Annotated in this window: 13 protein-coding genes; 7 read left to right on the top strand and 6 right to left on the bottom strand. The window is 71.6% G+C overall.

Annotated elements, in window-relative coordinates:
* Positions 1-158: 158 nt before the first annotated feature.
* From LNW72_RS16595 to LNW72_RS16585, 3 genes are all read left to right on the top strand, one after another.
* Positions 159-872, top strand: a complete 714-nt coding sequence (locus tag LNW72_RS16595; protein WP_250976132.1) for a phosphoribosyltransferase family protein — start codon at positions 159-161, stop codon at positions 870-872.
* A 280-nt stretch (positions 873-1152) separates the two neighbouring features.
* Positions 1153-1830 (top strand): ribosome hibernation-promoting factor, HPF/YfiA family, encoded by a 678-nt coding sequence (gene hpf / locus LNW72_RS16590; protein ID WP_250976131.1) that lies wholly within the window; start codon positions 1153-1155, stop codon positions 1828-1830.
* A gap of 132 nt (positions 1831-1962) precedes the next feature.
* Complete coding sequence (locus tag LNW72_RS16585; protein ID WP_250976130.1) at positions 1963-2703, top strand: response regulator transcription factor; 741 nt, start codon at positions 1963-1965, stop codon at positions 2701-2703.
* Between the two features lie 83 nt (positions 2704-2786).
* Here LNW72_RS16585 and LNW72_RS16580 read toward each other — a convergent pair whose 3' ends face one another.
* Together LNW72_RS16580 and LNW72_RS16575 are read right to left on the bottom strand one after the other, a co-directional pair.
* Positions 2787-3983, bottom strand: a complete 1197-nt coding sequence (locus LNW72_RS16580) for a winged helix-turn-helix domain-containing protein (RefSeq protein ID WP_250976129.1) — start codon at positions 3981-3983, stop codon at positions 2787-2789.
* Between the two features lie 158 nt (positions 3984-4141).
* The gene (locus LNW72_RS16575; RefSeq protein WP_250976128.1) at positions 4142-4732 is read right to left on the bottom strand and encodes a GNAT family N-acetyltransferase; all 591 of its coding nucleotides are present in this window, start codon (positions 4730-4732) and stop codon (positions 4142-4144) included.
* Between the two features lie 197 nt (positions 4733-4929).
* On the opposite strand from LNW72_RS16575, the gene secA reads away from it, so the two are divergent.
* Complete coding sequence (gene secA / locus LNW72_RS16570; protein ID WP_250976127.1) at positions 4930-7707, top strand: preprotein translocase subunit SecA; 2778 nt, start codon at positions 4930-4932, stop codon at positions 7705-7707.
* A gap of 107 nt (positions 7708-7814) precedes the next feature.
* Here the strand turns inward: secA and LNW72_RS16565 are convergent, their stop codons facing one another.
* Positions 7815-8279: an Rv3235 family protein gene (locus tag LNW72_RS16565; protein WP_250976126.1), complete on the bottom strand. Its 465-nt coding sequence runs from the start codon at positions 8277-8279 to the stop codon at positions 7815-7817.
* 210 nt (positions 8280-8489) lie between these two features.
* Between LNW72_RS16565 and LNW72_RS16560 the strand changes: the two genes are divergently transcribed.
* The 3 genes from LNW72_RS16560 (at position 8490) to LNW72_RS16550 (ending at position 14964) form a co-directional block, all read left to right on the top strand.
* Positions 8490-8996, top strand: coding sequence for a hypothetical protein (locus LNW72_RS16560; protein WP_250976125.1), 507 nt, complete (start codon positions 8490-8492; stop codon positions 8994-8996).
* Between the two features lie 40 nt (positions 8997-9036).
* Positions 9037-9693 (top strand): HAD family hydrolase, encoded by a 657-nt coding sequence (locus LNW72_RS16555; protein WP_250976124.1) that lies wholly within the window; start codon positions 9037-9039, stop codon positions 9691-9693.
* Between the two features lie 327 nt (positions 9694-10020).
* Positions 10021-14964: an NAD-glutamate dehydrogenase gene (locus LNW72_RS16550; protein ID WP_250976123.1), complete on the top strand. Its 4944-nt coding sequence runs from the start codon at positions 10021-10023 to the stop codon at positions 14962-14964.
* A gap of 98 nt (positions 14965-15062) precedes the next feature.
* On the opposite strand, the gene LNW72_RS16545 is transcribed toward LNW72_RS16550, so the two are convergent.
* From LNW72_RS16545 to LNW72_RS16535, 3 genes are all read right to left on the bottom strand, one after another.
* The gene (locus LNW72_RS16545) at positions 15063-16376 is read right to left on the bottom strand and encodes a serine/threonine-protein kinase (RefSeq protein ID WP_250976122.1); all 1314 of its coding nucleotides are present in this window, start codon (positions 16374-16376) and stop codon (positions 15063-15065) included.
* Positions 16377-16553: 177 nt separating this feature from the next.
* Positions 16554-17171 (bottom strand): class I SAM-dependent methyltransferase, encoded by a 618-nt coding sequence (locus tag LNW72_RS16540; RefSeq protein ID WP_250976121.1) that lies wholly within the window; start codon positions 17169-17171, stop codon positions 16554-16556.
* Positions 17172-17356: 185 nt separating this feature from the next.
* Positions 17357-20929, bottom strand: a complete 3573-nt coding sequence (locus tag LNW72_RS16535) for a bifunctional glycosyltransferase family 2 protein/CDP-glycerol:glycerophosphate glycerophosphotransferase (RefSeq protein ID WP_250976120.1) — start codon at positions 20927-20929, stop codon at positions 17357-17359.
* Positions 20930-21100 lie beyond the last annotated feature (171 nt).

The following is a 21100-nucleotide window of genomic DNA, read 5'->3' as shown; positions in this document are numbered from 1 at the left end:
GCGGCACCTTCGCCGAGGGCCTGGTGCGACGCCCGGTGAGGGCTCCAGGCCCTGCCGGGCATCCCGTGCGGGCTCCGCCGCGGTCCGCCCGCGCGGGGTTTTCCACAGGCTGGGCGGGGGTCTGGTGGAGGGATCCCGCAGCGGGCACAGTGGTGGCCATGCGGGCGTGGTGGCGGGAGTTCACCGGACTGGTCCTGCCGGTCGACTGCGCGGGATGCGGTCTCCCGCGCACGGCACTGTGCGGTGCGTGCGGAGAGCTGCTGGGCTCGCCGGACGGGGCGGCCGTGCGGCGGGTGCTGCCGGATCCGGCGCCGGGCGGGCTGCCGGAGGTCCACGCCGCGGCGACGTATGCGGACGAGGTGCGGGCGGTGGTGCTCGCGCACAAGGAACGCGGCGCTCTGGGGCTGGCACGACCCCTGGGCGCGGCATTGGCCGGTGCGGTGCTCAAGGTGGACACCGTGGGGCCGTTGCTGCTGGTGCCGGTGCCCTCCGCGCGGCGGACGGTCGCGGCCCGGGGGCATGACGCGACCCGGCGGATCGCGCGGTGCGCGGCCGGCGAGCTGCGCCGGTCGGGGCGGCGGGCGCGGGTGGCCGCGGTGCTGCGCCAGCGGCGGGCGGTCGCCGACCAGGCGCGGCTGGGCGGCCGCGAGCGGCTGGAGAACCTGTCGGGTGCCGTGGTGGTCACCGGCAGTGGTCACAGGCTGCTGGAGGTGGCCCCTGTGGTGCTGGTGGACGACCTGATGACGACCGGGGCGTCGCTGGCCGCGGCGGCGCGGGCGGTGGAGGCGGCGGGCGGCCGCATCGCCGGTGCGGCGGTCGTCGCGGGGCCGGTGGAAACGGAACTTTGGCCTGAAACACATCGTTGCAGCTAGTACAGCCGGGCGTTCACCCGAACGGAGGTATACCGATGCTGGGGATGCCGACCTCCGCTCTCCAGGACTATGTTCGGTTGTGAGGCAAGGTGAACATCATGGGGTGTTGATCTTGCTGGTGGGGGAGAAGGAGGTGAAAGCGGCCGCTTCGGTGGCTCCGGGGAATTCCGGGGCAGGAGAAGCAGCAGCTGACGCAGCGCCGGACGGGACAGGTGCCCGCTCGGCCTAAGCGAATGGGATGCGCTCCGCGTGTTCGGAGCGATCCGGAACGGAGTTCTGAGTGGACATCGTCATCAAGGGCCGCAAGACCGACGTGCCTGATCGGTTCCGTAAGCACGTGACCGAGAAGCTGGACAAGATCCAGAAGCTCGATGGCAAGGTGATCAGCCTTGACGTCGAGGTGTCCAAAGAGCTCAACCCCCGCCAGTCGGACCGTTCCGACCGGGTGGAGATCACACTGAACACCCGCGGCCCCGTGGTGCGAGCCGAGGCCTCTGCGGCCGATCCGTATGCCGCGCTCGACCTCGCGGTGGCCAAGTTGGAGGCGCGGCTGCGCAAGGCGGCCGACAAGCGCCGGGTGCATCACGGCGGAGGGCGTACACCCCTCAGCGTCGCCCAGGCCACAGCCTCGCTGACCGGCGAGCTGAACGGCTCGGCGCCCGAACCGGCCGCGGAGAACACCGTACCGACGACCCGGATCGGGTCGCTCGAGGTACAGGGGGACGGCCCGCTGGTGGTGCGCGAGAAGACGCACGCCGCGGCGCCGATGGCGCTCGATCAGGCTCTCTACGAGATGGAGCTGGTCGGGCACGACTTCTATCTGTTCATCGACTCCGACACGGGCTCACCGAGTGTCGTCTACCGGCGGCACGGCTACGACTACGGAGTCCTTCACCTGAAGGCGGACCCGTCCGCCGAGGAGGCGCCCGCAGGCGCGGGCGGCGCGCTACGCCGCTGATTTCCAGCTGAAACGCATCATGGATGGCGTCGCCCCCGGGGGCTTTCCCGGGGGCGACGCCGCGCCCCGGACAGGCCCCAATCATGAAAGCATGGGTCAAGCTGCCAACTCTGGCCTGAGGGGGAGGATCTGATGCCGGACAGCTTCGAGCCCGCAGACATCAGCGACGAGGGGCACGCCCCTGCGCGAGACCACCTGGAGGCGCTCCGCAAGGAGCCCATCCGGGTACTGGTCGTCGACGACCACGCCCTGTTCCGGCGGGGGCTGGAGATCGTCCTCGCGCAGGAGGAGGACATCCAGGTCATCGGCGAGGCGGGGGACGGCGCCGAGGCGGTGGAGAAGGCCGCCGACCTGCTGCCGGACATCGTGCTGATGGACGTCCGGATGCCCAGGCGCGGCGGTATCGAGGCCTGCACCTCGATCAAGGAGGTCGCCCCCAGCGCCAAGATCATCATGTTGACGATAAGCGATGAAGAGGCCGACCTCTACGAAGCGATCAAGGCCGGCGCGACGGGATATCTGCTCAAGGAGATCTCCACGGACGAGGTCGCCACCGCCATCCGCGCGGTCGCCGACGGCCAGTCGCAGATCAGTCCTTCGATGGCGTCCAAGCTCCTCACCGAGTTCAAGTCGATGATCCAGCGGACCGACGAGCGGCGGCTGGTGCCCGCGCCGCGGCTCACCGACCGGGAGCTGGAAGTGCTCAAGCTCGTGGCGACCGGTCTGAACAACCGTGACATCGCCAAGCAGTTGTTCATCAGCGAGAACACCGTGAAGAACCACGTGCGCAACATCCTGGAGAAGCTGCAGCTGCACTCCAGGATGGAGGCCGTGGTCTACGCGATGCGCGAGAAGATCCTCGAAATCCGGTAGTCGAAGTCCGGTAGCGGAAGCCGGTAGCCGGTAGCAGGCAGGAGACGGCGCCGGCGCCGGGCCGGGGGTGACGGGCGGCCGGGTCAGCGGCGGTCGTGGGTCCGGTTCAGGGCGTCCGCCAGGGGCTTCCGCAGCGTTTCCGGCAGCACCCGTTCCACCCGCGCCTCCACGCAGCCGACCCAGCCCGCCGCCTCGGCGATCGCCTCGGCCGCCGGCTGCACCGCCTTCGGGCCGTCGAGCGTCACCTGCCGGGCCACGAGGGTGCTGCCCTCGCGCGCCGGGTCCACCCGGCCCACCAGATTCCCGCCCGCCAGCAGCGGCATCGCGAAATAGCCGTGGACGCGCTTCGGCTTGGGGACGTACGCCTCCAGCCGGTGGGTGAAACCGAAGATCCGCTCGGTGCGCGGCCGGTCCCAGATCAGGGAGTCGAACGGGGACAGCAGGGTCGTACGGTGCCGGCCGCGCTTCGCGGCGGACTCGGCGTCCAGCACCAGCGGGTCGGCCCAGGCCGGCTTGCCCCAGCCCTCGACCTCCACCGGCACCAGCCCGGAGCCCTCGATCACCGCCATCACCTGCTCGCCCTTGAGCCGGTGGTAGTCCGCGAGGTCGGCGCGGGTGGCCACGCCCATCGCCGCCCCGGCCTGCGCCACGAGCCGCCGCATGCACTCCGCGTCATCGATGTCGTCGTGCAGCAGGGCGTCCGGGATGGCGCGCTCCGCCAGGTCGTAGACGCGCTTCCAGCCGCGCCGCTCGGTGCAGACCACCTGGCCGGTGTCGAGCAGCCACTCCACCGCGATCTTCGTCTCCGACCAGTCCCACCAGGGGCCGCCGTTCTTGGCGCCGCCCAGTTCCGTGGACGTGAGCGGCCCGTCGGCCTTGAGCCGGTCCAGCACGGCGCCGCACGAGCGGTCCGCGTCCTCCAGCACGTGCCAGCGGTGGCCGCGGTCCCGCCGGGCACGGCGCCGGAAGGCGAAGTGCGGCCATTCCTCGATGGGCAGGATGCAGGCGGCGTGCGACCAGTACTCGAAGGCGTGCGACTCGGTCCAGTACGCCTTCTCGATGGCGTCCCGGCCCACGGCGCCCAGCCGTGCGTACGGAATGAGCTCGTGCGACCGTGCCAGGACGGAGATCGTGTCGAGCTGGACCGCTCCCAGCCGGCGCAGCACACCGCGGACCCCGGCGCGCCGGTCCGGGACGCCCAGCAGGCCCTGCGCGCGCAGGGTGATCCGGCGGGCATCGTCCGCGGACAGGGTGGCTACGGGGCGGGGCAGCGGTGTCATGCCGGAGAGCCTAGAACGCGCCACTGACAATGCCCCGGGGCCACCGGCGACCCGCCCGCCCCCGGCCCGTGCGCCACCCGCCCGAGCTCTCGCACCGCCCGCGACCCGTGCGCCACCCGCCCCCGGCCCGCGCGCCACCCGCCCGCCGCCGAGGTCCCCTACGCGCCCGGGAAGGGCAGGTAAGGCGTCGCCAGCGGAAGCCCCAGGTCCGAGGGGAGCAGCGAACCGGTCCAGCAGTCCCGCCGGGTGCCGTTGTGGACGATCTTGGCCCGCATGGTGCCCTCCATGACGAAGCCGATCCTGCGGGCGACCGCGCGCGACGCCTCGTTGCCCGCGTCCGCGAACCACTCCATCCGCTGCACGCCGAGGTCGGCGAACGCCCACCGGCACACCGCGAGGCCGGCCTCCGCGGTGTACCCGCGGCCGCGCTGCTCCTTGACCGCCCAGTAGCCGAGCTCGGCCTGGTGGTCGGGCGCGCCCAGCTTGCCGAGCCGCACCAGTCCGATGGAGCCGACCAGCGTCCCGCCGTCCCTGGTGAAGGCACCGAAGTTGTAGAGGATGTCGTCGGCCCACCCCTGGGCGCTCACCGGACCGGTGAAATCCGCCGCGTCCTGACGCGTGTACGGCGACGGGACGCTGGTCCAGCGCGGGATCTCGGGGTCCTGGCAGGCCTGGTACACCGCGTCGGCGTCGGCCGGCTCCAGCGTGCGCAGGACCAGGCGTTCGGTGGTGAGGGTGATCGGCTCCATGAGCGGAGTATCGCCGACCGCCGGGCCGGTTGAAAAAGCGATTTGTATCACTACGCGGGGTGACGGTGGACCGGTGTGCTGACGGACCTCCCGGCCCGCAGGTGTCCTCGCTTACGATGGCCGTTGCGGCGGAGTGCATCCCGCTGTGCCCAGCGCGAGATTACGTGCCAGGCCCGACCGGCAAGGAGCCAGCCTACGTGTCCGTCTTCAACAAGCTCATGCGTGCAGGCGAAGGCAAGATCCTGCGCAAGCTGCACCGCATCGCGGACCAGGTCAATTCCATTGAAGAGGACTTCGTCAATCTGACGGACGCCGAGCTTCGGGCCCTGACCGACGAGTACAAGGAGCGGTTCGAGGGCGGCGAGACCCTCGACGACCTGCTTCCCGAGGCGTTCGCCACGGTCCGCGAGGCCGCCAAGCGCGTGCTCGGCCAGCGTCACTACGACGTCCAGATGATGGGCGGCGCCGCTCTCCACCTCGGCTTTGTCGCAGAGATGCGCACCGGTGAGGGCAAGACCCTGGTCGGCACCCTGCCCGCGTACCTGAACGCGATCTCCGGCAAGGGCGTCCACCTGATCACCGTCAACGACTACCTCGCCGAGCGTGACTCGGAGTGGATGGGCCGGGTGCACAAATTCCTCGGCCTCGAGGTCGGCTGCATCCTGGCGAACATGTCGCCGGCGCAGCGCCGCGAGATGTACAACTGCGACATCACGTACGGCACCAACAACGAGTTCGGCTTCGACTACCTGCGCGACAACATGGCGTGGTCGAAGGACGAGCTGGTGCAGCGCGGCCACAACTTCGCGATCGTCGACGAGGTCGACTCGATCCTCGTGGACGAGGCCCGTACCCCGCTGATCATCTCCGGCCCCGCCGACCAGGCGACCAAGTGGTACGCCGACTTCGCGCGCCTGGTGAAGCGGCTGAACAAGGGCGAGGCCGGCAGCATCGGCGTCGAGGAGACCGGCGACTACGAGGTCGACGAGAAGAAGCGCACGGTCGCCATCCACGAGAGCGGCGTCGCCAAGGTCGAGGACTGGCTCGGCATCGACAACCTCTACGAGTCGGTGAACACCCCGCTCGTCGGTTACCTGAACAACGCGATCAAGGCCAAGGAGCTCTACAAGAACGACAAGGACTACGTCGTCATGGACGGCGAAGTCATGATCGTCGACGAGCACACCGGCCGTATCCTCGCGGGCCGCCGCTACAACGAGGGCATGCACCAGGCGATCGAGGCGAAGGAAGAGGTGGACATCAAGGACGAGAACCAGACCCTCGCCACGATCACCCTGCAGAACTTCTTCCGCCTCTACGACAAGCTCTCCGGCATGACCGGTACGGCCATGACCGAGGCCGCCGAGTTCCACCAGATCTACAAGCTCGGCGTCGTCCCGATCCCGACCAACCGCGACCTCGCGCGGCTGGACCGGGCGGACCTGATCTACCGCACGGAAGAGGCGAAGTTCGCGGCGGTCGTCGAGGACATCGCCGAGAAGCACGAGAAGGGCCAGCCGGTCCTGGTCGGCACCGTCTCGGTCGCGAAGTCCGAGTACCTGTCGGCGCAGCTGTCCAAGCGCGGTGTCCCGCACGAGGTGCTGAACGCCAAGCAGCACGACCGGGAGGCGTCCATCGTCGCCCAGGCCGGCCGCAAGGGCGCGGTCACCGTCGCCACGAACATGGCCGGCCGTGGCACCGACATCAAGCTCGGCGGCAACCCCGAGGACCTCGCCGAGGCCGAGCTGCGCCAGCGCGGCCTGGACCCGGTCGAGCACGTCGAGGAGTGGGCCGCGGACCTGCCTGCGGCGCTGGAGCGCGCCGAGGCGGCCGTGAAGGCCGAGTTCGAAGAGGTCAAGGAGCTCGGCGGCCTGTACGTGCTGGGCACCGAGCGCCACGAGTCCCGCCGGATCGACAACCAGCTGCGCGGCCGCTCCGGCCGTCAGGGCGACCCGGGCGAGTCCCGCTTCTACCTCTCCCTCGGTGACGACCTGATGCGCCTGTTCAAGGCGCAGATGGTCGAGCGCGTGATGTCGATGGCCAATGTGCCGGACGACGTCCCGATCGAGAACAAGATGGTGACGCGCGCGATCGCGTCCGCCCAGTCGCAGGTCGAGCAGCAGAACTTCGAGATCCGCAAGAACGTCCTGAAGTACGACGAGGTGCTCAACCGGCAGCGCGAGGTCATCTACGGCGAGCGCCGCCGCGTCCTGGAGGGCGAGGACCTGCACGAGCAGGTGCGGCACTTCATGGACGACACGATCGAGGCGTACATCGAGGCCGAGACGAAGGACGGCTTCGCCGAGGACTGGGACCTGGACCGGCTGTGGAACGCCTTCGGGCAGCTCTACCCGATCAAGATCACCGTCGAGGACCTGGAGGACGCGGCCGGCGACCGGGCCGGCATCACCGCCGAGTTCATCGCCGAGACCGTCAAGGACGACATCACCGAGCAGTACGAGGAGCGCGAGGAGCAGCTCTCCGGTGACGTCATGCGCGAGCTGGAGCGGCGCGTGGTCCTGTCGGTGCTGGACCGCAAGTGGCGCGAGCACCTCTACGAGATGGACTACCTCCAGGAGGGCATCGGGCTGCGCGCCATGGCGCAGCGCGACCCGCTGGTCGAGTACCAGCGCGAGGGCTTCGACATGTTCACCGCCATGATGGAGGGCATCAAGGAGGAGTCCGTCGGCTACCTGTTCAACCTGGACGTCCAGGTCGAGCAGCAGGTCGAGGAGGTCCCGGTCGAGGACGCGGCGCCGTCGCTCGTCAAGGACGCCCGTCCGGAGATCCGTGCCAAGGGCCTGGAGGCCCCGAAGCGGGCGGACCGGCTGCACTTCTCCGCTCCTTCGGTGGACGGCGAGGGCGGTGTCGTCGAGGGCGACTTCGAGAGCGAGGGTGCCGGTTCCGACGGGGACGGCCAGACGCGCGCGGAGCGCCGCAAGGCCGCCAAGGGCGGGAAGCGCCGCAAGAAGTAGCGCGGGCGCGCCGCACGAAGCAGCAACCGAAGCACCGGCCGGGGCCGGACTCCCATCGCGGGGGTCCGGCCCCGGCCGCGTTCCCACGGGGCCGCCGGGGCGGCGGGTCAGCGGGCCTCGACCGCGGTGCAGCGCCAGACACCCCCGCCCGCCCCGTCGGCCGCCCCGCCCGCCGGGCCGCGCTCCAGCCGGAAGGCGATGGCGCGGAAGGCGTCGTGGGCCAGCGAGACGACGGCCGTCACCTCCAGGGCGCCGTCGTGCTGCCGTGCGACCTGGCAGCTGTGGACGTAGGGTGCCTCCCCGCGGGCCCGGCGCTGCCAGTCGGCGCGGGAGGTCACCAGCTCCCAGAGCCGGTCGTAGGCGGGGCCGCGGACCCGGCCGGCGAGGCAGCTGATGGGCTGCCGCCCGGTGAGGACGGTGAGCAGCCGGCCGGCGAACCACAGGTGCGGCGGAACGGCGGCCGGCCGCCCCGCCCGGACCGGCGGCCGCCGGTGGTCGTGCCGGTTGGGCGGTCCGGAGCGGCGGGCGCGGGCCGGTCCCGGACGGGCGGACGCGGGTGAGGTGACGGCCATGCTGATACCCCCGTGGTGCGGTGCCGGCGGGATCCGCCGGATTCGGCCGGAATGTGGCCGGGCGTACCCGGACCACCGGTTTCTACCGTTCGGTAACCCGGTTGTACGCGGCACCCGTGGGCGGGGACAACGCGGTCCGCCGGCGTGGGGCGCGGGCGGCCGTTTCACCTATCCGCGTGGTCGGGCCGTTACGCACGTATGCTGACGGCCATGCGCGTCTACATCCCCACGACCCTGTCCGGCCTGGCCGAGGCCCACAAGGCGGGTGAACTGGGCCCCGCACCGCTGGACGCCTACGCGGTCACCCCCAGCCTTCGCGAGTGGTACGTCTCGGACGACATCGAGGAGCTGGAGTACGCGGCGCTGACCCGGGCCGCCCAGGCGTCGCTCCGGCAGCTCGCCGTGAACCCCGGCGCCCCGCGCCGCCGCATCGTGCTCGCGGTGGACGTGCCGGATGCGGCCGTCGCCTTCGACCCGGACCGCGGGCTGGACGCCGCCGCCCTCGGCGAGGTCCGGCTGGCCGCGGTGGTGTCGATGAACGACGCCGCCGCCGTGCACCTGGACGCCACCGACGCGGAGCCGGACGTGACCGCGGCGGCGCTGGCGCTGGGCGCCGCGGACGCGGGCGACGACGACGCCCAGTTCACCGTCGACGGCGCGGAGGACCACGAGCTGCTCTGGTTCGCGACGCAGGAGATCCCCAACCTGATCGGCTGAGGCCGCCGGGCTGTCGTACCCGCCGGGTAACGTCGGGGGCGTGAACGCTCATCTGGTGTGGGACTGGAACGGGACCCTTTTCCACGACATCGACGCGGTGCTGGAGGCCACGAACGCCTCCTTCGCCGAGCTCGGCCTGTCCCCGATCACCCTGGACCGCTACCGCGAGCTGTACTGCGTACCGGTGCCGAAGTTCTACGAGCGGCTGATCGGCCGGCTGCCCACGGACGCGGAGTGGGTGGTGATGGACGAGGCGTTCCACCGGCACTACTGGGAGCGGGCGGGGAACTGCGGTCTCGCCGAGGGCGCGGCCGAGCTGCTGGCCGCCCAGCAGCACGCGGGGCTGACGCAGTCGCTCTGTTCGCTCGCCCCGCACGACCTGCTGATACCGATCGTGCGCACCCACGGCATCGAGCGGCACTTCGTCCGGATGGACGGCGCGACCGGGCCGTCCGGCGGCGGCAAGGCCGAGCAGATGGTCCGCCACCTCGCCGCCCTGGAGGGCGTCGCGCCCGACCGGGTCGTCGTCATCGGCGATGCGGTGGACGACGCGCTGGCGGCGGCTCACGCGGGCGCCCACGCCGTTCTGTACACCGGGGGATCGCACAGCCGGGCCAGCCTGGCGGCTGCCGGGGTGCCGGTGGTGGATTCGCTCGCGGAGGCGGTCGAGGCCGCCCGGCGGCTCACCGCGGGGTGACCGGGCCTCGACGACGAGGCCTGATCGGCCGGGCCCGGGATGCCGGGAGCTGACCGGATCGGACACCCGGCTGTTTGCGTGCTGTCCATTTGGTCCAAGAATCCGGCCAGGTTTTGTACAGAGGCGTCCCCTGACAGCCCCCCGGGCCGGAGCGATAGCCTTACTGCGTGATCAGCGTTGATCCATGCAGGCGGGTCCGATCCGTGAACAACGGCACGGCGACCCTGTATCCCGGCATAGCGTCGTCCCGTAGCGGTCAACCCGCGCCCCGGGACGCCGCGCCATCACCCGACGTCACGCAACGGCGCGCGACAGGAGTCAGAGGACATGCAGACCAAGCTGGACGAAGCCAAGGCCGAGCTGCTCGCAAGGGCGGCCCGGGTAGCTGAGAACAGCCCGGCAGGGGGACACCCCGGCCAGGGCCTCGACGCAGAGGCGCTGACCGCGTTCCTCCAGCGCTACTACCTGCACAGTGCACCGGAGGACCTGCTCGACCGCGATCCGGTCGACGTGTTCGGCGCGGCACTGTCCCACTACCGGCTCGCAGAGGTACGCCCGCAGGGCACCGCGAATGTCCGGGTCCACACCCCGACGGTCGAAGAGAACGGCTGGGCCTGCAGCCACACCGTCGTCGAGGTCGTCACCGACGACATGCCCTTCCTCGTCGACTCGGTCACCAACGCCCTGTCGCAGGCCGACCGGGCGATCCACGTGGTGGTCCACCCGCAGATCGTGGTGCGCCGCGACGTGACGGGCAAGCTGCTGGAGATCATCGGCAACGGCTGCTCGCTGCACGACAACGGCGGCGACCCCGACAACCTCCCGCACGACGCGCTCACCGAGTCCTGGATCCACGTCGAGATCGACCGCGAGACCGACCGCGGCGATCTCAAGGAGATCACCGCGGAGCTGCGCGGCGCGCTGTCCGACGTCCGTGAGTCCGTCGAGGACTGGACGAAGATGCGCGAGGCCACGCTCCGGATCGCCGAGGAGCTCGCCGCGACGCCGCCGCCGCTGCCCGAGCAGGAGGTCGGCGAGGCCTGGGAGCTGATGAAGTGGCTCGCCGACGACCACTTCACCTTCCTCGGCTACCGCGAGTACGAGCTGACCACCGACGCCGGCCCGGACGGCAGCGGCGAGGACGTCCTGTCGGCGATCGCCGGCACCGGCCTGGGCATCCTGCGCTCCGACCCCCAGCACGGGGACGACGGCACGCACCCCGGCTCCCCGTCGTTCAACCGGCTGCCGGTCGACGCACGGGCCAAGGCCCGTGAGCACAAGCTGCTGATCCTCACCAAGGCCAACAGCCGCTCCACCGTCCACCGGCCCTCCTACCTCGACTACGTCGGGGTGAAGAAGTTCGACGCCGAGGGCAACGTCATCGGCGAGCGGCGCTTCCTGGGCCTGTTCTCCTCGGCCGCGTACACCGAGTCGGTGCGGCGCGTCCCGGTGATCCGCCGCAAGGTGGAGGAGGTGCTGGAGGGCGCCGGCTTCACCCCGGACAGCCACGACGGCCGCGACCTGCTCCAGATCCTGGAGACCTACCCGCGCGACGAGCTGTTCCAGACGCCGGCCGACGAGCTGCGCTCCATCGTCACCAGCGTGCTGTACCTCCAGGAGCGCCGCCGGCTGCGGCTGTTCCTGCGGCAGGACGAGTACGGCCGCTACTACTCCGCGCTGGTCTACCTGCCGCGCGACCGCTACACCACGGCGGTGCGGCTGCGGCTCACCAACATCCTCCAGGACGAGCTGAACGGCCACAGCGTCGACTTCACCGCCTGGAACACCGAATCGGTGCTCTCCCGGCTGCACTTCGTCGTGCGCGTGGCGCCCGGCACGGCCCTCAACGACCTCACCGAGGCCGAGATCGACCGGATCGAGGCCCGGCTCGTCGAGGCGGCCCGCTCCTGGGCCGACGGCTTCGCCGAGGCGCTCACCGCCGAATGCGGCGAGGAGCGGGCCGCCGAGCTGACCCGCAGCTACGCCCAGGCCTTCCCCGACGGCTACCGGGCCGACTTCACCCCCCGCTCGGCCGTCGCGGACCTGCAGCACATCGAACAGCTCAAGCCCGAGGGCGACTTCACCCTCAGCCTGTACGAGCCGGTCGGCGCGGCCCCCGGGGAGCGCCGCTTCAAGATCTACCGCACCGGTGCGCCTGTCTCGCTCTCCGCCGTTCTGCCGGTGCTGCAGAAGCTCGGCGTCGAGGTCGTGGACGAGCGCCCCTACGAGCTGCGCCGCACCGACCACACCCGCGCCTGGGTGTACGACTTCGGCCTGCGGCTCGACCCCTCCCTCGGCGATCTCGGCGACGACGCCCGCGAGCGCTTCCAGGAGACGTTCGCCGCCACCTGGACCGACGAGGCGGAGAACGACGGCTTCAACTCCCTGGTGCTGCGCGCCGGCCTCAACTGGCGCCAGGCCATGGTGCTGCGCGCCTACGCCAAGTACATGCGGCAGGCCGGCTCCACCTTCAGCCAGGACTACATGGAGGACACCCTCCGCAACAACGTCCACACCACCCGGCTGCTGGTGAACCTCTTCCAGGCCCGGATGTCCCCTGACCACCAGCGGGCCGGCAAGGAACTGACCGACGGGCTCCTGGAGGAGCTCGACGGCGCGCTCGACCAGGTCGCCTCGCTGGACGAGGACCGCATCCTGCGGTCCTTCCTCACCCTCATCAAGGCGACGCTGCGCACCAACTACTTCCAGCGCCGCGACGACGGGCAGCCGCACAGCTACCTGTCGATGAAGTTCGACCCGCAGGAGATCCCGGACCTGCCCGCACCGCGCCCGGCGTTCGAGATCTGGGTGTACTCACCGCGGGTCGAGGGTGTCCACCTGCGCTTCGGCAAGGTCGCCCGCGGCGGCCTGCGCTGGTCCGACCGGCGCGAGGACTTCCGTACCGAGGTACTGGGCCTGGTCAAGGCGCAGATGGTGAAGAACACCGTGATCGTGCCGGTCGGCGCCAAGGGCGGCTTCGTCGGCAAGCGGCTGCCCGACCCGGCGGTGGACCGTGACGCGTGGCTGGCCGAGGGCATCGCCTCGTACAAGACCTTCATCTCCGGCCTGCTCGACATCACCGACAACCTGGTGGGCGGCGAGGTCGTCCCGCCGAACGGCGTGGTGCGGCACGACGAGGACGACACGTACCTGGTCGTCGCGGCGGACAAGGGCACCGCGTCCTTCTCCGACATCGCCAACGAGGTCGCCGTCAGCTACGGCTTCTGGCTGGGCGACGCGTTCGCCTCCGGCGGCTCGGTCGGCTACGACCACAAGAAGATGGGCATCACGGCCAAGGGCGCCTGGGAGTCCGTCAAGCGGCACTTCCGCGAGATGGGCCACAACACGCAGTCCGAGGACTTCACGGTCGTCGGCGTCGGCGACATGTCGGGCGACGTGTTCGGCAACGGGATGCTGCTCAGCGAGCACATCCAGCTGATCGCCGCCTTCGACCACCGGCACATCTTCCTGGACCCGACCCCGGACGCGGCGGTCTCCTACGCCGAGCGGCGCCGGATGTTCGAACTGCCGCGCTCCTCGTGGGCGGACTACGACAGCTCGCTGATCTCGGCGGGCGGCGGCATCCACCCCCGCAGCGCCAAGGCCATCCCGATCACCGCCCAGGTCCGCAAGGCGCTCGGCATCGACGGGAACGTCGCCAAGCTGACGCCCGCCGAGCTGATGAAGGCGATCCTGCAGGCCCCCGTGGACCTGCTCTGGAACGGCGGCATCGGCACCTACGTCAAGGCCTCGACCGAATCGCACACCGACGTCGGCGACAAGGCCAACGACGCGATCCGCGTCGACGGCGTGGACCTGCGGGCGAAGGTCGTCGGCGAGGGCGGCAACCTGGGGCTGACGCAGCTCGGCCGTATCGAGTTCGCCCTCAACGGCGGCCGGATCAACACCGACGCGATCGACAACAGCGCCGGCGTGGACGCCTCGGACCACGAGGTCAACATCAAGATCCTGCTCAACAGCGTGGTCGCGGAGGGCGATCTGACCGTCAAGCAGCGCAACACGCTGCTCGCCGCGATGACCGACGAGGTCGGCAGCCTGGTGCTGCGCAACAACTACGCGCAGAACGTCGCGCTCGGCAACGGCATGGCGCAGGCCTCCAGCCTGCTCCACGCCCACCAGCGCTTCATGCGCAAGCTGGTGCGCGACGGCCGGCTCGACCGGGCGCTGGAGTTCCTCCCCACCGACCGGCAGATCCGCGAGCGGCTCGCCAACGGGCAGGGGCTGAGCCAGCCCGAGCTGTCCGTGCTGATGGCGTACACGAAGATCACCGTCGCGGAGGAGCTGATCCACACCGACCTCCCGGAGGATCCGTACCTGCGCACGCTGCTGCACGACTACTTCCCGAAGCCGCTGCGCGAGCGGTTCGAGACGCAGATCGAGAACCACGCGCTGCACCGTGAGATCGTCACGACGATGCTGGTCAACGACACCGTCAACACCGGTGGCACGACCTTCCTGCACCGTTTCCGCGAGGAGATCGGCGCGACCGGCGAGGAGATCGTCAGGGCGCACACCGCGGCCCGCGCGATCTTCGGACTCTCCGCGATCTGGGACGACGTCGAGGCGCTCGACAACGTCGTGGACGCCGATGTGCTGACCCGGATCCGGCTGCACTCGCGCCGCCTCGTCGAGCGCGCCACCCGCTGGCTGCTCAACAACCGGCCGCAGCCGCTGGAGATCGCCGGCACCATCGAGTTCTTCCGCGACGGGGTGGCCACCGTCTGGTCCCAGCTGCCGAAGCTGACGCGCGGCGCCGACCTGGAGTGGTACCAGAGCATCCATGACGAGCTGACCGGCGCGGGTGTCCCGGAGGAACTGGCCACCCGGGTCGCGGGCTTCTCCTCCGCCTTCCCGGCCCTCGACATCGTCGATGTCGCGGACCGCACCGGCAAGGACCCGCTCGAGGTCGCCGAGGTCTACTACGACCTCGCCGACCGGCTCCAGATCACCAAGCTGCTGGACCGCATCATCGAACTGCCGCGGGCCGACCGCTGGCAGTCGATGGCCCGTGCGGCCATCCGTGAGGACCTCTTCGCGGCGCACGCCTCGCTCACCGCCGACGTGCTGTCCGCCGGGAACGGCACCTCCAACCCGGAGCAGCGCTTCCAGGCGTGGGAGGAGCAGAACGCGGCGCTCATCGGCCGCGCCAGGACCACCCTCGAGGAGATCCAGGGCTCGGAGGAGTTCGACCTCGCGAACCTGTCGGTCGCGATGCGGACGTTCCGTACGCTGCTGCGCGCCCGCCGCTGAGGCGGGGGCCGGACAGACCCCTCGCCGGCGCAGGACCGTGAACGCCGGCCGGACCCCGTACACCGGGGCCCGGCCGGCGTTCCCGCGTCCGGGGCGCGTCAGCCGGGTGTTCCCGGCAGGGTTGAGCTCGGTGTCGGCCCCTGGGGTGATACCGGCGTTCCGCAGCACCGCGAGGTGCCGGGCGCCGGTGAAGGGGTGGCCGGTGGCGGGTGGTCGCCTTCGCCGTTCCGTACGAAGGCGAAGGTCAGGGTGACCGCGAGGAGCAGTGCGACGACGCTGCCGGCGATCGCGAGCAGCGTCTGCTGGCGGTACTTGCCGCCCACCGGCGGGATGTCGGGTGTGGCGGTGCCCCAGTTGGACCAGGTGGAGACGACCGGGCCGAAGAGGTTGCCGGCGGCCGGCTCGGCGGACGGGTCCGCTGCCGGGCCGCCGAATGTCATGGATTCCGGCTCGGGCGGCCGCTGGGCGGCGGCCGCACGCCGGGCGATCTCCGCCGTCAGCGGTTCGGGCAGCCAGCCGGTGACGTCGCGCAGCGGCCGTCCGGCGGCCCGCTCGCACAGCCCGGCCAGTTCGGCGGGCTCGGGCCGGTCGGCGGGCTCGGCGGCCAGACAGCGCTCCAGCACCGGCCGCAACAGGTCCGGGTAGCCGGACAGGTCCGGCGGGCGAAGGGCGGTGTTGGCGATCCGGGTGGCGAGGCTGATGGGGCCGCCGGGACCGCCGTCGCCGTACGGATGGCGGCCGGTCGCCGCCACCGCGGCGAGCAGGCCGAGCGAGAAGACGTCGGTCGCGGGGGTGAGGGCGTCCCCGTTGGCGTGCTCGGGCGACATGTACTGCGGGGTCGTGATGAGGCCGCGGCCACGCGTCAGACGGCTGGATTCGGCGGCCCGCGCTATACCGAAATCGGCCAGCCAGGGACCGTCGTCGCTGAGCAGGACGTTGCCCGGCTGGAGATCACGGTGGACGATCCCGCCGGCGTGCACCGCGCGCAGCCCCTCGGCCACACAGCCGGTCAGCTGCAGGGCGGCGGGCAGCGGCAGCGGCCCGAAGGCGGTGAGCGCGTCGTCGAGGGAGAGACCGGGTATGTAGGCGGTGGCCAGCCAGGGCCGGTCCCCGGCGGAGTCATGGCCGACGATCGGGACGACGTGGTAGCCCCGTACGTCCCGTGCGGCCCGCACGTCCCGCTGGAAACGCCGGCGGAACTCCTTGTCCCGCGCGTACTCCCCGCGGATCACCTTCAGGGCCGCGGGCTGCCCGCCCGGGGTGTGCGACAGGTAGACGGTGCCCAGGCCGCCCTCGCCGATCCTGGCGAGCAGCCGGTACCCGGCGATCTCGCGGGGGTCCTCCGGACGCAGCGCGCCGAGAGCGCCGGGCGCGCCGCCGCTGTCGCTGTCGTTGCTGGCGATGTCCGGCACCCCCGATTGGCGATCGAGGGACGATGCTATCGGTCCGAACTCCTGTGCATGGCACGGGAATCCGGCCAGGAAACGGCTGCTCCACGGCCGCTTTCCGTCCGGTGGGAACGATCGCGCCCCCGCCCTCCCGGCGGACCGGGTGGGCGGGGGCGCGGCTGGTTCGCGGGGTGCGGCCGGTCAGGCCGCCGGAGCCGAGGAGACCAGGACGAACTCGTTGTAGGGGAAGACCTTCCCGGCGGCGCGGGGGAACGGGAAGGAGTACGTGCGCTGCGTGGTCAGACCCGCGTCGGCGGCGTAGGCCCGCAGTTCCTCGAAGCCGATGAAGCGCACATGCGTGGCGTCCGTGCGGTAGCCGGCCTCCTGCGGGGTGATCAGGACCACCGAGCCGCCGGGCTTCACAAACGGCAGGTACTGGGCGAGCAGACCGGACGCGACGTCCTCGTCCAGGTGCTCCAGCACGTGCGCGCACAGCAGGCTGTCGAACGAACCGGGACCGCAGTCCGCTGCCTCGGCCAGCTCCTCCGGGGTGTACGCGGTCAGACCGCGCTCACGGGCGGTCGCCACCGACGTCGGGTTGTGATCGACGCCCACGCTGTCCGGACCGCAGTTCTGCAGGTTGCGGCCCAGTCCGCAGCCGATGTCGAGCACCCGGCCCAGCTTCAGGCGGCGCAGGTTCCAGCGGTACGGGGCCTGCGTGGGAAGCAGCCGCTTGATGCCGGCCTTTTCCAGGGTCGCCAGACGCTCGGTGTAGTTGGCGTCTGCGGTGCTCTTACGGTCCTGCGAGGTGTCGGACATCAGCCGGAGTAGCTTTCTCTGGGATGAACGGGAAGAACGCTGGGTGACAAGAGGACGTCTCGGCCCGGAGACCGGCGATGGGCGGCCTTGTCCGAGCCGACCTGGACGGGAGGCACTCTCCGTGAACGCTAGCAGCGCGGAGAACGCAAACACCAGGGCCGACGGGCACGGTGGCCGGCGGGCCCTCAGCTGTGATCGGAAAGCAGCAGGTCAGCGACTCGGGAGGCGGCCGAGCCGTCATCCAGGGGGCAGAAGGCGGTGCGGAAGCGGGCGTAGCTCTCCGCACTTCGCACGGTGACGGAGTCCAGATCGCGCAGCGCGCCGATCAGATCGTCGGTGCTGCGCAGCAGCGGGCCGGGCGCCTGGGCCTCGAAATCGAGGTAGAAACCGCGCACGGTGTCCCGGTAGTGGTCCAGGTCCGGGGTGAGGAACAGCATGGGGCGCCCGGTGTTCGCGAAGTCGGTCATCACGGACGAGTAGTCGGTGACGAGCACGTCCGCGATCAGCAGCAGCTCCGCGAGATCCGGGTAGCCGGACACGTCATGGGCGAAGCCGCCGCCGTTGACCGGCACCCGGTCCGCGACCAGCGGATGGGCGCGCACCAGGAGCACGTGGTCGGCGGCGAGCGCCGACTCGGCGGCGGCGAGGTCCAGGGCCAGGTCCAGCCGGTAGTGCCGGTCGTCGTACGCCCGGTCGTCGCGCTGGGTGGGGGCGTACAGGACGACCCGCTTGCCCGCCGGGAGACAGAGCCGGGTGCGGACCTCCTCGGCGAGCTTGTCCCGGTCGTCGGCGAAGAGCAGATCGGTGCGCGGCAGCCCGGTCTCGACGACCTCACCGTCGTAACCGAGCGCCTGGCGCAGCAGCGGGGTGCTGTACGGGTTCGGGGAGAGCAGTACGTCCCACTGGTGGCCGCGCCGGGGCTGCGGCCACAGGTGGGCCAGGTCGGCGCACAGGGTGCCGGCCAGGTCCTGGCCGATCCGCTTGACGGGGGTGCCGTGCCAGGTCTGGACGACCCGCTGCCCCTCGCGCCGCTCGAACCAGGCGGGCAGATGGGTGTTGGTGACGAGGTGCCGGCTGCGGGCGAGCGCCTCGTGCCACGCCGCGCTGCCGTGGGTGACGGCGCGCGCCGTGGGCGGCAGCTGCACACGGGCGTCGCCGACCACCCACAGGTGGTCCAGGGCGGCGCCGCGGCGCACCAGCTCCTCGTGCACGGCACGCGGCGAGTCCGAGTACTGGCGCCCGTCGAAGCTGCTGTACAGCACGGTGTCGCGCAGCGTACGGGCGCGGGCCTGCGGATAGTGCCGCTCGCGCAGCAGCCGCCCGCGGTACGGGCCGCGGTCCTCCGGCGCCACGGCGGGACCGGCGTCCAGGAACAGCTGGTCGTGGCAGCGGCGGTCCAGCGTGAGGGCCCGGTCGGCGTCCGGCTGCCGCGTCGGGACCGGGAGCGGGAGCGGAAGGGACGGGAACGCGCTGGGGGCCACGTGGACGGGGGTCTCTGCGGTGACGTCGGCGCCGTCCGCGCTGCCGGTGCGCAGGTGGAGGTACCAGTGGCCCTCGGTCGGCGCGGCCTCCGCGGGCCGGACGGTCACGCTGAAGCGGTCCCCGTCCGCGGTGACCGGGAAGGCGGCTTCCGCCCGGTGCGTGCCGTGCCGCAGTACCAGCTCGGCTCCCGCGGGGGTCATGGCCGGCAGCTCGCCCTCGATGAGCAGCGAACCGTCCGCCCGCAGCCCCACCTGGTCGGCCACCGCCCGGAGCGTACGGTCCCGCAGCTCCAGGTCACCCGCGGCGGTGACGCCGAGGACCAGCTCACGGCGGAGCCCGCCGAGCAGCGGGTCGGTGCCGAGCGCGTACCGGCCGGGCGACAGCGACGGGCCGACGGCGATCCGGGCCGATCCGTCGGTCAGGGTGAAGGCGACGTCCCAGGTCGCGCTCGCCCCGGGGGAGGCGCCCGGCGGGCCGTCGGTGCGGGCGCCGCTGCCGTCGGCGGGGGTCGGGGCGGGGGCGGTGGCGCGGGCGGTCGCCAGGTCCGCGAGGGAGAACCGGCTGGTGACGACGCTTCCGGGCCTTCCTGCGGTGCCGGCCGGGCGGCAGACGGCGGGGTATTCGAAGAACGTTCCGGAGGCGCGGTGGGTCAGCAGCAGGGTGCGCGGCTGCTCCCTGCCGCTGTTGACGGCGAGCACTTCGACGGTGTCGTCGTCCAGTGCGTGATGGCCGGTCAGCCGGACGTCGGCCGGTTCGACCGACAGCCGCAGCCGGCCGTCCTCGAAGCAGGGGACGAGGCGCAGCCCGTCGCCCAGCGGATGCGGCACCGGTGAGGCGCCCGAGCCGGTGTCCCCGGCGTGCACCTCGGTGGTCCTGACGACGCCGGAGGTCGCCACGGTGACGCCCAGCCGCCACCGGCCCGCGGTCCACCGGCCGCCGCGCCGCAGCCGCTTGGGGTCGACGGTGATCTCGAAGCCGGACCAGTCGTAGCAGTGCTGCTCCTGCCGCGAGGCGTCCGTGGCCTCCGGCACCGGCACGGTACGCAGCGGTACCAGGAGTTTGCGGCGGCCCGACGTCAGGACCGCGGTCTTCAGCGACCTGCGCTTCGCGGAGACGTCGAGGTTCTGGATGTACGCATAGCCCCTGAGCACGAGCTTGCCGTCCTGCCAGCGCGTTTCCAGGAGGCGGGACCGTACGGAGAGGTCGGCCGCGGACAGCGCGGCCACGTCGTGCGGCAGCCGGATCGTGCCACCGGCGCCCGCGCCGTCGGGGATCTCGGCGCGCCTGCGGAGCGGGGGGCCCGCGACGGTGAAGCCGGCGTGGTTGCGCTCCTCGTGCGCCAGCACGGCGAGCAGGTCGTCAAGCCGGCCCTCGCGGATGAGGTGGCAGGTGATCCGCGGTCCTACCGGGAGTTCGCCCAGGAGGGCGGGGTCGACGCGGGTGAGGAAGTCCCGGGCGCGGTCCATGAAGACCTCGCGGTACTCGGGGCCGGCCATCGGCAGCGCGGCGGCGCGGTCCAGCAGGTCACCGGAGAGGACGGAACGGTCGTACTCCAGCTTGCCCGCCTCCCGCTGGTGCGTCGATGCCGGCTTCTCCGCAAGGAAACGGCTGACGCCGTCGACGGCCGCGAGGTGGTCCCGCAGGTCCTGGACGTCGGTGCGGCGACGGGTCGCCGGGCCGGGGCCGGGGCGGTCGCGCACCCGCTCGGGCAGGACGTCGACGGCTTCGGCGAGGAAGTGCGCGGGGATCGTGACCGCGCCGTCCTCGTGGCGGACGTCTTCGGGGAACGTGAGGGCGTGGCGGTCCCAGAAGGTGCGGCGGAACACCTTGTTCGTCGCCGAACGGTCCGCGAGGAGGGTGAGGTCCCGGGTGATGTGGGTGGTGCCCGTGCCGGTGGTTCGGAAGGCGGTCGCGAGGTCCGCGCGCGAGCGGTCCAGCCGGGTCACCAGCTTCTCGTACGTGCGGGGCGGGAGGGCGTCGTCCCCGTCGAGGAAGGTCAGGTACGTGGTGCGGGGATCCGCCTGCCCTGCTCCCGTGTTGCGGGCGTGACCGAGGCCCCGCGGGTCCGGCCGCGCGGTGCGTACCAGCCGGAAGCGCCGGTCGTTCTCGGCGAACCGCCGCGCGATCTCCGGGGCGCGGTCCGCGTCCCCGTCCACCACGTCGACCATCACCACATCGAGTGCGTCCAGCGTCTGTTCCGCGACCGACCGGAGGCATGCCTCCAGGTGCTGCTCGACGTGGTGGACGGGGACGACGACGGTCAGTCGGGGCGTCATACGGCGGCTGGGGCCTTTCCGGGCGGGGTGCGGGTGCCGGGGACGGGCTCTCCGAGCCCGTCCCCTCCCGTCGCCGGGCCTGCTCGACCCGGCGTGGCGATCTGGTCGACATAGCGTAGCCGCTCAGTCGCCCAACGTAGTCGCCCGGAAAGTGGTGTTGCCCCGCCCGGT

Source organism: Streptomyces sp. RKAG293, assembly GCF_023701745.1.
Classification (GTDB): Bacteria; Actinomycetota; Actinomycetes; order Streptomycetales; family Streptomycetaceae; genus Actinacidiphila.
Note: the sequence above shows the minus strand (reverse complement) of the source record. Positions and strands in the feature narration are given on the sequence as shown.